The organism is Methylobacterium sp. CM6246, from assembly GCF_054818005.1.
In genome coordinates, this window is record NZ_JBTXKY010000001.1 from 1,057,193 (window position 1) to 1,070,822 (window position 13,630).

The window sequence follows — 13,630 nt, forward strand, 5'->3', positions numbered from 1 at the left end:
ATACGTACCATCTCTCGGAGGCAGGACTGTCGGGAAAAGTCCCGGTTGCGATGATGCCTTTGCATGGTCGAAACAAGGCAATCAGCGAACGTTTCTGAGCGGCGATCGGGCTTTGCGCTCCGATCAGACGCGCTCGGGCTGGGGGGCGGGAAAGGCCGCCCTGGGCATCCGGTCCTGGCCGGTGAGGGCGTCGGCGACCTCCGAGATCCGCCTGCGCAGGTCGGCGTTCTCCCGCTCGACGCCGCCCTGGCGATCCGTGAGCGTCTGGGCGAGGGCTTCCTCGGCGGCCTTCAGGCTGGCCCGCAGGTCGTCGCGCTCCACCGCCAGGGCGACGGGATTCGCGTCGGCATTGCCGGGCGGCGCCTGGTCGGCGTGCCGGCCCTGTCGGACCGCCAGGAGGCTGTCGAGCAGGTCCGCGTGCGCCTCCTCGAGGACGCGGAGCGTAGCGACGCTCGCAGTGCCGTCCTCGCGGGCGCTGGTGAGCTCGGTCTCGAGCTCCCGGGTCTTGGCCTGCGCCTGGGCGATCTCGCCGTCGCGGGCCGCCACGTCCCGGGCGAGGGCGGCCGCCCGCATGGCGCCGGCACCGATCGCCGCGAGATCCGCATGGCGCTTGGCCTGCACGGTCTCGACCCGGCGCTCCAGGCGCCGCTGCTGCACGGCGAACTGCGCGCGCAGGAAATCCCGCTCCGCGGCGATCTCGGCCGGCGACAGCGGCAGCCGCGCCTCCGCCCGCCGCCGCGCCAGGCGCGCGGCGCGCGCGTTGAGTGCCGGGAGCAGCAGAAGGCCGCACAGGCTCGCTGCCAGGAATCCCAGCGCGAAGATCATCACGGTTTCGATCACGAGGGGACGGCCCGCGCAGACGGCCGGAAGACCCGGCCCAGGATCAGTCTAACCCAGGTCGGTCGCCGGGGCGAAATCAAGCTCCACCCATCAATCAGAACGGGTTCCAGGTCGCCTCCCGGGTGAACTTCAGATAGCCGACATTGATCCCCAGCCGCGCGCCGACGCCACTGCGGATCGGCACCACGATGATACGGTCGCTCACGACCGCCGTCATGCCGAAGCCGCCTACCAGATAGGCCGAGCCGTCGACGCCGCCGAAGCGCCGGAACAGCTCGCGCACGTTCGGCAGGTTGTAGACCAGCATCATGGTGCGGGCGCCGTCGCCGCCGACGTCGAAGCCCACCGAGGGCCCCTGCCAGTAGACGCGGCGCTGGCCGGCGTTGCGGGTGTAGAGCGTGCCCTCGCCGTAGCGGACGCCGGCGACCACTGCACCTCCGCCCTCCTGCCCGAGGATGTAGCCGTTCGGCTCGCCCCAGCGCCGCCCCGCCTCCTCGACGGTGAGTGCGAGGCCGCGGGAGACCGACCCGAAGAAGCGATGGCCCGATTCCACGATCTCGCCGGGGCGGAACGTCTCGGGGGTGTCCAGGTCCTCGCCGCGGGCCAGCGCCGCGCCGACTCCGGAAAAACCCGCCAGCGGCGCGCCCAGCGCCAGGCCGAGGCCCGCGCGGAGCAGGTGGCGGCGGTGGGTGCCGCGCTCGTCTCGTGCCGTCATCGTTGCCTCCTCGCCCGGTTCGACGGCAGCATCGGATCCAGGCCGATGCCGCCGGTCTTGAGACTCCGCATCGTCCGAAAGCCGGTGACCATCGTTCGGGCGATGCTTTAACGGTTCCGCGGCGGATCCTGGCCGCCGCGGACATGAGCCGGTCTCGGCCGCACCCGCGACCGGGATCCGCTCGAGGACGGGCCCGCGATCCGGGGCGGCGCGGATCGATACGTCGGACCAGCTTCTGAGGAAAACCGCAAGATGTGGTTAACGTGCCCTGACGCCGCTCCCGCTCCGGCCTCGCTCCACGCGCCGCGTCCCGGGCGCCGGCGCCTCCACGCGGCACGCTCCGGCTTGGTGCCGGTCCTGGCGCTCGCCGCCGCCCTGATGGGCGGCGCGCCGACGGCGGCAGAGCCGGGAGACACGGCGGCGATCGAGTTGCTGGCGCTCCAAGGGTTCGACCCGGTCAGCTATTTCCTCAAGGACGGGCCGCGGGCCGGCGCCGCACGGTTCGAGCTGTCGTGGGGCGGCCAGGTCTGGCGCTTCGCCAACGGTGCCGACAGGACGGCCTTCCGGGACAACCCGGAGGTCTACGCCCCGCGGCTCGGCGGCTTCGACGCCGCCGGGATCCTGGATGGGCGCCTTGTCGATGCCGACCCGCTCGTCTTCGCCGTCATCGGCGAGCGCCTCTACCTGTTCCGGGATGCGGCCCGACGCGACCGGTTCCTGGCTGCGCCCGAACTGGTCCGCAAGGCGGAGGCGGCTTGGCCCGGCCTGCAGGACCAGCTGGACATGCCGACTCGGGACCCGCCGCTCAAGGCCCCGCCTCTCAAGGATGAACCGCTCAAGGATGCGCCGCGGTGAGGCGCGTCCGCACCGGCCGGGCGGGCCCGGGGGCCGGCAGCGCGAGGCCGGCGGCGAGGTCCGGGTCGCCCAGGGCCGCGAACGGCCCGTTGCGGTAGCCTTCGCGGTAGCAGCCGTACCGGATCGGGCCGCCACCGGGGACCACCACGCAGCCGCCGGCCGCCGCCAGGATGTGGTCGCCGGCGGCCGTGTCCCATTCCATGGTCGGCCCGCAGCGGACGTAGACATCCGCCTCGCCGGCCGCGATCAACCCGAACTTGAGCGCGGATCCGGTCTGGCGGGTCTCCGACACGGGCAGGGCGGCGAGACACGTCGCGGTCTCGGGATCGCCGTGCCGCCGGCTCCCCAGGGCGACGAGTCCGCTGCGCGGCGCCGGACGGGCCTGCACCGGACTGCCCGCGCCGGGGCGTCCGTCGATCACGGGGCCTTCGACGGTGGCCGCGCCGGCCCACCAGGCCCGCCCGAGGCCGGGGGCGACGAGGGCGGCCGCCACCGGGCGCTCGCCGGCGACCAGGGCGATGTTGACGGAGTAATCCGGCGTCCCGGCCAGGAAGTCGCGGGTGCCGTCCAGAGGATCGACCAGGAAGAAGTTCTGGGACGGCCGCACCGCGAGTTCGGATGCCGGGGTGCTCTCCTCGGCGACGACGGTTATCCCGGGGAAGCGGGCGGCCAGAGCCGCGACGATCAAGGCCTCGGCCTCGACGTCGGCGGCGCTCGACGGCGATCCGTCGGGCTTGAGGGCGTGGGGGCAGGGACCGCGATGATAGCGCCGCAGCACCTCACCGGCGGCGCAGGCGATCTCGGCGAGCACCGCGGCGATCCGCTCGCGCTCAGGCCCCGAAAACATCGCCGCGCCCGTCATGTCGCCTCCCGCCCCCGCCTGCATGCCCGAGCGGGTTGAGATTGTCGACGGTTCGGGCCGGCAAACGGTTCCGTTGCGTCGTCTTGATCGGGGGACGGCCGACGGCCAGCCCGGCCCGACCCGGCCCCACCCAGCCCTTCGCGGATGCCGGCGATTCGAGCGCGGGTCTTTCCCGGCGCGATCGGGACGCCCTGCGTCTCGCGATGGCGCGCAGAAGAAAGGCAGCCGTATCGTGACTTCTTAAGAAAAATCGAACTGAGATCTGATAGAGTCACGTAGAATCAGCCCCCAAACTTGCGCCTCCGACAGAGGTGTTGTTACGGCAGGCGACGGGATTTGGTCTGGATGCGATATGAGATCGATTATTATATTCGGTATTTCGATGGTTTTGCTAAAAATTATCGGATTTACGGGTTTGAATGCAGCAGAGCTGGATGTAATCAAAAGTCAATATAAGAGGCCGACGGCAATTGCGTTCCCGGAGGATGCGCTGTTCTCGCCGCAGGTCGCGACCCTCGGCAAGATGCTGTTCTTCGACCCGCGGTTGAGCGGGAAGCAGAATCTCAGCTGTGCGAGCTGCCACAATCCGTCATTCGGCTTCGAGGTTCCTGTCCCCGGGGCGATCGGGTCGGCCAACGCGCCGCTTGCCCGCAAGGCGCCGACCCTGCTGAACGCGGCCTGGATCCCGACGCTGTTCTGGGATGGGCGTGCTCCGAGCCTGGAGATGCAGGCGATGGGACCGATCACGGCCGAAGCCGAGATGGACGGCAAGTTCCCCGAGATCATCGCGACACTCGAGCGGATCCCGGAGTACCGGGCTTGGTTCGTCACGCAGTTCCCGCGAGACGGCATCACCCAGGACAATCTCCTGAGGGCGATCGCCACCTACGAACGGACTGTCGTGGCGGAATGGGCTCCGTTCGACCGCTGGATCGAGGGCGATGACGCCGCGATCTCGCCGGCGGCGCAGCGTGGCTTCGCCCTGTTCACCGGGAAGACCGGTTGCTCCGCCTGCCATACCGGCTGGAACTTCACCGACAACAAGTTCCACGATCTCGGCATCCCGACGACCGATATCGGCCGGGCGGCCGTCGAGCCCGACAACCCGCTGGCGCAGCACGCGTTCAAGACCCCGGGGCTGCGCAACCTGACCTACCGGGCACCCTTCGGGCATGCGGGCCAGTTCGCCAACCTCGAGGAGATCGTGGCGTTCTACGTGACCGGTGGTCTCGACCGGCCTTCGAAGTCGCCCCTGATGAAGCCGCTCAAGCTGAGCCAGGAAGAGCGTGCGGACGTGATCGCCTTCCTGCGTTCCCTGACCGCGGAGCAGACCCGGACCGCACTGCCGAACCTGCCCAACTAGGGCGCCCGCTGCCGCCGCAGCGGATATCGGTCCGGCGCCAGCGGGCGCGTCGCATCAAACAGGCTTGAGGCGAGCCCGCCCGCTTGCGGTTGGACTCTGCGCCAGAGCGCCGCCTCGATGCGTCGTCCTGGAATCGCGTTTCGACCATCGATCCAGATCTTCGCTCTCCATCGTCGCGATTCAAAAATCGGACGTCACACTGCGCGATGTTGTTCTGAGCGGGAAACCGGAAAGTCACCATGTCCATCCGCTACAAGATCCTGCTCCCGCTGCTTGCCTTCATGCTCCTCGCCGGACTCCTGGCCGGAATCACCGGTTTCGTCGGCCTCGGAGCGGTCGGCGACCTCTCGCGGCTCTCGGAACGCACCACCGAGGCGGCCGAGACCAGTCGCGCCGCCCGGGATCAGTTCCTGCGGGCCGAAAGCCTGGTCGCGCGGGTGAGCGCGATGACCGATTTCCTCGACATGGCGCCGATCCAGACGGAGTTCGCCGGGGCGAGCGCTCAGGTGGCGACCCTGCTCGGGCGCCTGAACGAGATCGCCCTGTCCGGACCGATGCAGGTCCTGGCCCGGAACGCGGAGGCGGATGCCCGCCAGTGGCGTGACGATGCCGAGCTTCTGCTCGGCATCCGGCAGGCCCGGGAGATCCCGGTTCACGAGCGCATGGTCCAGCAGAGCCGACGGCTGCGGACCCGGTTCGACGAAGCCGTGGCGCTCGCCGCCGCGGATACCCGGGCTCAGATGCAGGCGACCCGCGAGGCCACGGCGTGGAAGATCTGGGCGATGCTCGGGCTCAGCGGCGGCGCCGTCCTTCTCGGATCGCTCACGGCGTGGTGGCTCGCCGGGACTCTGGCGCGGCCGCTGGTGCGCCTGACCAGCGAGACGACCCGCCTGGCGGTGGGTGACACCAGCGTCGCCCTGGCGGCCGCGCAGCGCCGGGACGAGATCGGCGCCATCGCCCGCGCCGTCGTGGCGATCCGCGACACCTCCCGGGACGAGGCGGCACAGCAGCTCGAGGCCACCGAAGCCGCGCGCCTGCGCGAGGAGCAGGCGCGGCGCGCCATGCTGCACGACCTCGCCGACCGGTTCGAGCGCTCGGTCGGGGGTATCGTCGCCCACGTGGCCGAAGCCGTGGCCGGCCTGCAGGCCTCGTCCGGCACGATGCAGGCGGCCGTGGAGGGGACGGCGCTGCGCTCCACCAGCGCCGCGGACGCCGCGCAACGGACCGGCGGGAACGTCACCGCCGTGGCAGCCGCCGCCGATGCGTTGGGCTCGACCGTGCAGGAAATCGGCCAGCAGGTCGCGCATGCGGCCGGGCTGTCGTCCTCTGCCGTGCAGGCCGCCTCCCGCACCGACACGATCATGGCGGCGCTCTCCGCCGCCGCAACCCGGATCGGCGACGTGGTCGGCCTGGTCTCCACCATCGCGGGCCAGACCAATCTCCTGGCGCTCAACGCTACGATCGAGGCGGCCCGCGCCGGAGAAGCCGGACGGGGCTTCGCCATCGTGGCGGCCGAAGTGAAGGAGCTGGCCGGGCAGACCGCGAAGGCCACCGACGAGATCGGCCGTCAGATCGACGCCATCCAGTGCGCGACCAACAGTGCCGCCGAGGCGATTCAGGACATCACCGCTCAGATCCACGCGATGGGCGGCGTGACGACGCGCATCGCCGGCGCAATCGACGATCAGGGCGTCACCACGCAGGACATCGTGCGCAGCATGTCCGAAGCCTCGGGCGGGACCGACAAGGTGACCGCCGACATCTCCGAGGTCGCCCGCTCGGCGAGCGCGGCCGGTCACGCCGCGAAGGCCGTGGCGACCTCGGCCGACGATCTGGCCGTCCAGTCCCGCGCGCTGCACGCGGAGATCGATCAGTTCCTCAGGAACGTCCGGGCCGCCTGAGCGCGTCGGCGCCGGGCGAAGCCTTATCGCGGGGATGGGCCGATCGCCGTCCGCTTGATCCGGGCGAGCAGCGCGCAGGTCCGGCGCCGGTGGCGATGCAGCTCCGCCGCGAGGCTGCGGGCATCCGGCAGGCCCACTGCCTTCGCGATCTGCCGGGCGGCCCCGTCGGACGGGTCGGAGCCGGGATCGGCCATCACGAGCCGCTGCCATTGGTAGACCGCGTCGAGGAAGCCGTAGGTCTCGGCCAGGGGCTCGGTCAGGGCGGCGGGCAGGATCCCGCGCGCGCCGGCCTTCCGGAGCACAGTCTCCCCCGAGAGGCCAAGGCCGTCGGACTGGACCGGCGGGTGGCTCAGCACGATGGACTGGGCGAGGAAATCGAGGTCGAACAACCCGCCGGGGGCGAGCTTGAGGTCGTAGGGCCCGGCATGGCCGCGCTCCTCGGCGACGAGCCGGCGCATCTCTCCGGCCGCGGCGCAGACCTGGGCGGGATCGCGCGGCTGCGCGATCGTCTCGGCGATGGTCGCCATCACGGCCGCGCCGAGTTCGGGATCGCCCGCCACCACCCGGGCCCGGGTCAGCGCCATGTGCTCCCAAGGCTCGGCCGCCTCGCGCTGATAGGTCGCGAAGCCGTTCAGCTGCACGGCGGGCGGGCTGTGGCTGCCGTAGGGCCGCAGGCGCAGGTCGACCGCGTAGAGCCGACCGCGGCGTGTGGCGGTGGTCAGCGCCGCGTAGAGCCGCTGGGCCAGGCGGTTATAGGCCACAACCGCGTCCAGCGGGCGCGGGCCGTCGCTCATCCGGTTCTCCGGATCGAAATCGTACAGGAACACGAGGTCGAGGTCGGAGACCGCGCTGAGCTGCCGGGATCCGAGCCGGCCGAGCGCCAGCACGCAGCACCGGCCCTTCGGCACGGCGCCGTGGTCCTGGGCGAACCGGCGCTCCTCCGCCTCCAGGTTCAGCGTGACCGTCGCCTCCGCGATGGCCGAATAGGCCTCCCCGGCCTGGCGCGGCGTGATCAGGCCGGACAGGAGCCGCGCGCCCGTGACGAAGGCCATCTGCCGGGTGGCGTCCCGGCACCGGTCCAGAAGCTCCTCGTGACTCGCCGGCTGCCCGACCAGCGCCCGGTACTGGTCGCTGACCTGCTCGGGACCCGGCACCGGCGCCACGAAGTCGGGATCGAGCACGGTGTCGAGGACGTGGGGGCTGAGGCTGACCGTGTCGGCGAGGTGGGGCGAGGTCCCCAGGATGTCGGCGAACAGCAGGCGTAGACGCGCGTGCGAGCGCAGGATGGCGAGCAGCTCCGCCACCGCCGGCATCCGGGCGAAGGCCCGGTCGAGGGTGAGCAGGGCCGCGTCCGGATCGTTCGTGCCGCCGAGCGCCCGCAACAGGCTCGGCAGCAACTCCGTCAGGATCTCCCGCGCCCGGCCTGTCTGCAGTGCCGGACGGCGGCCCACATGCCAGCCCTGCACGGTCTCCCAGGCCGGCCGCGGATCGCGGAACCCGAACGCCGCCAGGGCCTCCAGGGTGGCGGGGTCGGCCTCGCTCTCGCCGAAGACCAGGGCGTCCTCCGGCGCCCCATCCCCGGGCGCCGCCTCGAACAGCAGGGCGTAATGGGCCTGGACGCGGCCGGCCTGGTGCAGCAGCGCCGCCTCGAACGCCGCCCGCGTGTCGAATCCCGCGAACAGGGCCAGGGCGTCGAGCGCCGCATCCCCGGTCGGCAGGCGCTGGGTCTGCTCGTCGCGGATCATCTGGATCCGGTGCTCGAGGGTGCGCAGGAACCCGTAGGCCTCCGTGAGCTCGTCCCGGGCTCGCGCGTCGATCCAGCCCTCCTCAACGAGGCGGGACAGCATCTCGACGGTCCGGCGCCCCCGCAGGGCGGGCTTGCGGCCGCCGAACACGAGCTGCTGGGTCTGGACGAAGAACTCGATCTCCCGGATGCCGCCGCGGCCGATTTTGATGTCGTGGCCCGCCACCGTGATCGTGTCGTGCCCGCGGACCAGGTGGATCTGCCGCTTCATCGCGTGGATCTCGGCGATGGCCGCGAAGTCGAAGTGCCGGCGCCAGATGAACGGCGCGAGGTCGGCCAGGAACGCCGCGCCGGCCGGGATGTCTCCGGCGATCGGCCGGGCCTTGATGAAGGCGGCGCGCTCCCAGTTCTGGCCCAGCGTCTGGTAGTAGTCGAAGGCGAAGCCGGTGGAGAGCGCCACCGCCGTCGAGCCCGGGTCCGGGCGCAGCCGGTAGTCGATCCGGTGGACGTATCCGTCGGCGGTGCGCTCGGACAGGAGCTTCACGAGGCCCTGCGCCAGCTTGACGAAGAACGCCTTGGGGTCGCCGCCGGTGGCGGCCGCGGCGGGCTCGGCCTCGTAGAAGACGACGAGGTCGATGTCGCTGGAATAGTTCAGCTCGGCCCCGCCATGCTTGCCGAGCGCCAGGATCACCAGCCCGGAGCCGACCTGCGGCGCCCCCGGGTCCTGCGGCCGGAACCGGGTGGCTGCCATCCCCTGCCGGAGCAGCGCGTCGGTGGCCGCGCTCACCGACGCGTCGGCGAAGTCGGACAGGGCCCGGACGACCGTGTCGAGGTCCCAGCAGCCCCCGAGATCGGCCAGCGCCACCAGGAGGGCGTGCGCCTCGCGGTTCCTGCGGAGCTGGCGGGCCACCTCCGCGAGGTCGGGGTTGGCCCCGCAGGCCCCGCCGACCGCGCGCTGCCGCTCGATGATCGCCCGGCTGGCGGCGCCCGGCGGCTGCGCCATCAGGGCGACGAGCCGCTCCGGCGCGCGGGTGACGGCCTGCCACAGGAACGGCGAATGGTCGGCGAGCCCGAGCAGCAGGGTGCGGCAGGTCGGGGTGAGGAAACCCTCCGGGAGGGCCGGCTCGATCTCGGCGAGCCGCGCGCGGGCGGTCTCGGGATCGGCGGGCCGAAGGCTGGGGCGCAGGCTGTCGCGCAGGGTCGGTTCGGGCTGCATCGGCCGGGCCGTCGTCAGCGCGGCCGTCCGGGCGCGTCCACCCGGATCGGCTCTGTGGGAATGCCGGCGCGCGCCTGGGCGATGGAGCTTCCGCTTCGACCGGTGGTCTCGCGTCTCACGCCGATCCTCCCTAAAGCGCTGGCCGCCGAAGCGGAGACCGGTTCGGCGTCAGCGAGCGCGTTGCACCAGTCGCGCGCTGCACCCGATCGCGTCTGGCTTCCGGGACGGCGCACGATCCGCGTCGCCCTCGGCACGATGGCCGGCATCCTAACCGATCCGGGCGCGGCCGGCACGGGGCTTTCCAAGCTGCCCGCCAAGCTACCCATGGAGCTGCCTGCCGAACCGCCCGGTAACGCTTTTCAAAGGCGACCGTGGCGTTTATCCGTGCGGACCGGTCCATCGCCCCCGGCCCGGCCGCCGGGCCGCGCGGCGTGTTTCGCGGGGACTCGACCGCCAACCGGGCGGCCAAGGATCGGCGGCTCCGACGCGACGGGCCGACCCGCAGATGATTCGCCCCCAGATCCGCCCGCCCGGAGCGCAGCATGTCCTCCCCGAACGCACCCCGCCTGACTCTCGACGGCCTCGACCTCGCCGCCCTGCTCTGCTCCCGCGTCTGCCACGACGTGATCAGCCCCGTCGGCGCGATCGTGAACGGGCTGGAAGTGCTGGAGGACGACGATGACGAATCGATGCGGGTCTTCGCCCTCGAACTGATCGGCAAGAGCGCACGGCAGGCCTCGGCCCGGCTGAAATTCGCCCGGATCGCCTTCGGGGCGGCCGGCTCCGCCGGCGCCTCGATCGACCTCGCCGACGCCGAGAGCGTGGCCAAGGGCATGTTCAGCGACGAGAAGACCAAGCTGGCCTGGAGCGCGCCGCAGGCCCTGTTCCCCAAGAACAAGGTCAAGCTGCTCCTGAACCTCGTGATGATCGCCACCTCGGCGATCCCGCGGGGCGGCCTGATCGACGTCACCGTCTCCGGCGACGGCGAGGCGCCGACCCTCGTGCTCACCGCCAAGGGCTCGCATGCCCGCATCCCGCCCCATGTCGAGGAGCTGATGGCCGGCAGCCCGGAGAGCGGCACCGTCGACGCCCACGCCATCCTGCCGTTCTACGCCGGCCTCGTGGCGCAGGCCGCCGCCATGGATGTGCGATTCGCCATCGAAGGTGATGAAGTGACGATCACGGCCTCGCCGACAGTGATCGCTGCGCCCGCGGAGGCCGGTGACGAAGATTCCGGCACCGCGCTCGCCTAAAAAACTGGAAAACCACGGGGTGGGGAGGGGATTGAAACGCTTCCCTAACCCCGCGCGAGTAAGTACGTTACGCGAGAGCCTCTTCGTGTAACGAGTATCGCCGATGGACGACCTGCTTCGTGAGTTCCTGACCGAGAGCGGGGAGCACCTCGACACGGTCGATGCTGAATTGGTTCGATTCGAGCAGGATCCGAATAACCAGACGATACTTCGGAATATCTTCCGACTCGTTCACACGATCAAAGGAACCTGCGGGTTCCTCGGCCTTCCGCGCCTCGAGGCCTTGGCGCACGCCGCCGAGACCTTGATGGGCCGCTTCCGGGACGGCCTGCCCGCCACCTCCGAATCGGTCACGGTGATTCTCTCGACCCTGGACCGGCTGAAGGCGATCCTAGCCGACCTGGAAGCCACCGGCACCGAGCCGGCGGGCTCCGACGACGACCTGATTTCCGAGCTGGAGCGCCTGGCCTCGGCCGAGCCCGAGCCCCAGGCGGCACCGGCCCCCGCGCCCGAGCCGGTGCTGCCGGATCCGGTCTCCCGCGAGCCGAAGCTGGGCGAGGTGACCCTGGACGAGTTGGAGGCGGCCTTCCTGGCAGCCCCGGGCCCGAGCGAGGCCGACTTCGCCGCGCCGGCCCCGGCTCCCGTCGAGGCGCCGAAGGTCGAGGCCGCCAAGCCCGCGGTCGCCAAGGCCACTGCGCCCAAGCCCGCCGCGGCCAAGCCCGAGTCGTCCGAGCCCGAGTCGGGCAGGGCAGAGCCGGCGGGTGACGCCGAGGCCGTGGTGGCCACCGAGACGACGGCGGCCGGGAAGATCCAGACGATCCGCGTGAATGTGGACACGCTCGAGCACCTGATGACCATGGTCTCGGAGCTGGTGCTGACCCGCAACCAGCTCCTCGAGATCGCCCGCCGGCACGAGGATTCGAGCTACAAGGTTCCGCTCCAGCGCCTGTCCCACGTCACCGCCGAGCTGCAGGAAGGCGTCATGAAGACGCGCATGCAGCCGATCGGCAGTGCCTGGCAGAAGCTGCCGCGGGTCGTGCGTGACCTCTCGGCCGAACTGGGCAAGCAGATCGACCTCGTGATGGTCGGCGCGGAGACCGAGCTGGACCGGCAGGTCCTCGAGGTGATCAAGGACCCGCTGACCCACATGGTCCGCAACTCGGCCGATCACGGCCTCGAGTCGACCGCCGGGCGCATCGCGGCGGGCAAGCCGGCGCGCGGCACGATCCGCCTCGCCGCCTACCACGAGGGCGGCACGATCACGATCGAGATCGCCGACGACGGCAAGGGCCTCGACCTCGCGGCGATCCGCAGGAAGGCGGTGGAGCGCGGACTGGCGGCCCAGGCCGATGTCGAGCGGATGACCGACGCGCAGGTCGCCAAGTTCATCTTCGACGCCGGGTTCTCGACCGCGGCGGCTGTGACCTCGGTGTCGGGCCGCGGCGTCGGGATGGACGTGGTCAAGACCAACATCGAGACCATCGGCGGCATCATCGACATCGCCACCACGGCGGGCCGCGGCACCACCTTCACCATCAAGATCCCGCTGACCCTGGCCATCGTGGCCGCCCTGATCGTGCGCGCCGGCGAGCATCGCTTCGCGCTGCCGCAGGTGGCCGTGCTCGAACTGGTGCGGGTCGATGCCGGGGCGCAGCGGGTCGAGCGCATCAACGGTTCGCCGGTGCTGCGCCTGCGCGAGCGGCTGCTGCCGATCGTGTCGCTCACCGGCCTGCTCGGACAATCGGCCGACACGAGCGAGGAGGCGACGCAGGCGGGCTTCGTGGTGGTGGCCCAGGTCGGGCGCGAGCGCTTCGGCATTCTGGTCGACGAGGTCTTCCACACGGAGGAGATCGTCGTGAAGCCGATGTCGGCCAAGCTGCGGCACATTCCGATGTTTGCCGGCAACACGATCCTCGGCGACGGCGCCGTGGTGCTGATCGTCGATCCCAACGGCGTGGCCCGGCAGGTCGCCCAGGGCGTCCAGGGCAGCAACAGCCATGCCGATCCCGACGCCGAGGCGGAGATGTCCGACGGCATCGACTCCAAGACCACGCTCCTGGTGTTCAAGGGCGGCCAGGGCAGCTTCAAGGCGGTGCCGCTCTCCCTGGTGACCCGCCTCGAAGAGATCGAGTGCGACAAGGTCGAGTGGCTGGGCGGCCGTCCGCTGATCCAGTACCGCGGCCGGCTGATGCCGCTGGTCCCGGCCGACTCGGCGATCACGATCCGCTCCGAAGGCACCCAGGCGCTGGTGGTGTTCTCCGACGGGGAGCGCGCCATGGGCCTCGTGGTCGACGAGATCGTCGACATCGTCGAGGAGCGCCTCGACATCGAGATCGCGGCCGACCGCTCGGACCTGATCGGCTCGGCGGTGCTGCGTGGCCGCGCCACCGACATCATCAACATCGCCCACTTCCTGCCGCTCGCCTACGACGACTGGGCGCGCGGCCCGAAGAAGTCGGAGCAGGTCTCGACGCTCCTGCTGGTCGACGACTCGGCCTTCTTCCGCGACATGCTGAGCCCGGTGCTGAAGGCCGCGGGCTATCAGGTCATCACCGCGGCGAGCGCCGAGGCCGCGTTGGCACTCCTCCAGTCGGAGACCCGGATCGAGATCGTGGTCACCGACCTCGAGATGCCGGGCCGCAGCGGCTTCGACCTCGTCGCCGCCATGCGGGCTTCCGAGCCGCGCCTCGCCGGCTTGCCGGTGATCGGCCTCACCGGGTCGGTGGGCGCCGAGGCGGTGGAGCGGGCCCGGGCGCTGGCGATCAGCGACCTGGTGGCCAAGTTCGACCGCAGCGGATTGATCGCGGCCCTGGCCGAGATCAGCGCCACGGATGTCTCTCAAGCCGCCTGATCCCGGCACCGCCCGCCATACGACGATCGA

Annotated in this window: 9 protein-coding genes; 5 read left to right on the forward strand and 4 right to left on the reverse strand. The window is 71.1% G+C overall.

The annotated features are described in order from the left end of the window. Positions 1 to 123: 123 nt before the first annotated feature. On the reverse strand, positions 124 to 825 hold the full coding sequence (locus ACYQPG_RS05405) for a hypothetical protein (protein WP_461230451.1): 702 nt from the start codon (positions 823 to 825) through the stop codon (positions 124 to 126). A gap of 109 nt (positions 826 to 934) precedes the next feature. After that, on the reverse strand, positions 935 to 1,555 hold the full coding sequence (locus ACYQPG_RS05410; protein ID WP_147939680.1) for a DUF1134 domain-containing protein: 621 nt from the start codon (positions 1,553 to 1,555) through the stop codon (positions 935 to 937). Positions 1,556 to 1,807: 252 nt separating this feature from the next. Between ACYQPG_RS05410 and ACYQPG_RS05415 the strand changes: the two genes are divergently transcribed. Then, complete coding sequence (locus ACYQPG_RS05415) at positions 1,808 to 2,410, forward strand: YHS domain-containing (seleno)protein (protein WP_246693292.1); 603 nt, start codon at positions 1,808 to 1,810, stop codon at positions 2,408 to 2,410. Here the strand turns inward: ACYQPG_RS05415 and ACYQPG_RS05420 are convergent. Then, entirely contained in the window at positions 2,391 to 3,272 is an 882-nt protein-coding gene (locus ACYQPG_RS05420) for a 3'(2'),5'-bisphosphate nucleotidase CysQ family protein (RefSeq protein WP_147939679.1), read from the reverse strand. The two genes, ACYQPG_RS05415 and ACYQPG_RS05420, sit on opposite strands and share 20 nt — an antisense overlap. Positions 3,273 to 3,687: 415 nt before the next feature. Here ACYQPG_RS05420 and ACYQPG_RS05425 point away from each other — a divergent pair, with 415 nt between their 5' ends. Both ACYQPG_RS05425 and ACYQPG_RS05430 read left to right on the forward strand, forming a co-directional pair. Beyond that, positions 3,688 to 4,635: a cytochrome-c peroxidase gene (locus tag ACYQPG_RS05425; protein WP_461230452.1), complete on the forward strand. Its 948-nt coding sequence runs from the start codon at positions 3,688 to 3,690 to the stop codon at positions 4,633 to 4,635. Positions 4,636 to 4,874: 239 nt separating this feature from the next. After that, positions 4,875 to 6,536, forward strand: coding sequence for a methyl-accepting chemotaxis protein (locus ACYQPG_RS05430; RefSeq protein ID WP_461230453.1), 1,662 nt, complete (start codon positions 4,875 to 4,877; stop codon positions 6,534 to 6,536). Between the two features lie 23 nt (positions 6,537 to 6,559). Here ACYQPG_RS05430 and ACYQPG_RS05435 read toward each other — a convergent pair whose 3' ends face one another. Continuing rightward, on the reverse strand, positions 6,560 to 9,496 hold the full coding sequence (locus tag ACYQPG_RS05435) for a bifunctional [glutamine synthetase] adenylyltransferase/[glutamine synthetase]-adenylyl-L-tyrosine phosphorylase (protein ID WP_461230454.1): 2,937 nt from the start codon (positions 9,494 to 9,496) through the stop codon (positions 6,560 to 6,562). Between the two features lie 542 nt (positions 9,497 to 10,038). Here ACYQPG_RS05435 and chpT point away from each other — a divergent pair. Further along, the gene (gene chpT / locus ACYQPG_RS05440) at positions 10,039 to 10,749 is read left to right on the forward strand and encodes a histidine phosphotransferase ChpT (protein ID WP_147909948.1); all 711 of its coding nucleotides are present in this window, start codon (positions 10,039 to 10,041) and stop codon (positions 10,747 to 10,749) included. Positions 10,750 to 10,852: 103 nt separating this feature from the next. Then, a complete protein-coding gene (locus ACYQPG_RS05445; protein WP_461230455.1) occupies positions 10,853 to 13,600 on the forward strand; it encodes a hybrid sensor histidine kinase/response regulator in 2,748 nt (915 codons plus the stop codon). Positions 13,601 to 13,630: the final 30 nt, after the last annotated feature.

Bases quoted from the DNA above. Each gene is read 5' to 3' on its own strand.
- ACYQPG_RS05405 (WP_461230451.1), bottom strand. From the start codon at position 825: ATGATCTTCGCGCTGGGATTCCTGGCAGCGAGCCTGTGCGGCCTTCTG.
- ACYQPG_RS05410 (WP_147939680.1), bottom strand. From the start codon at position 1,555: ATGACGGCACGAGACGAGCGCGGCACCCACCGCCGCCACCTGCTCCGC.
- ACYQPG_RS05415 (WP_246693292.1), top strand. From the start codon at position 1,808: ATGTGGTTAACGTGCCCTGACGCCGCTCCCGCTCCGGCCTCGCTCCAC.
- ACYQPG_RS05420 (WP_147939679.1), bottom strand. From the start codon at position 3,272: ATGACGGGCGCGGCGATGTTTTCGGGGCCTGAGCGCGAGCGGATCGCC.
- ACYQPG_RS05430 (WP_461230453.1), top strand. From the start codon at position 4,875: ATGTCCATCCGCTACAAGATCCTGCTCCCGCTGCTTGCCTTCATGCTC.
- ACYQPG_RS05435 (WP_461230454.1), bottom strand. From the start codon at position 9,496: ATGCAGCCCGAACCGACCCTGCGCGACAGCCTGCGCCCCAGCCTTCGG.
- chpT (WP_147909948.1), top strand. From the start codon at position 10,039: ATGTCCTCCCCGAACGCACCCCGCCTGACTCTCGACGGCCTCGACCTC.
- ACYQPG_RS05445 (WP_461230455.1), top strand. From the start codon at position 10,853: ATGGACGACCTGCTTCGTGAGTTCCTGACCGAGAGCGGGGAGCACCTC.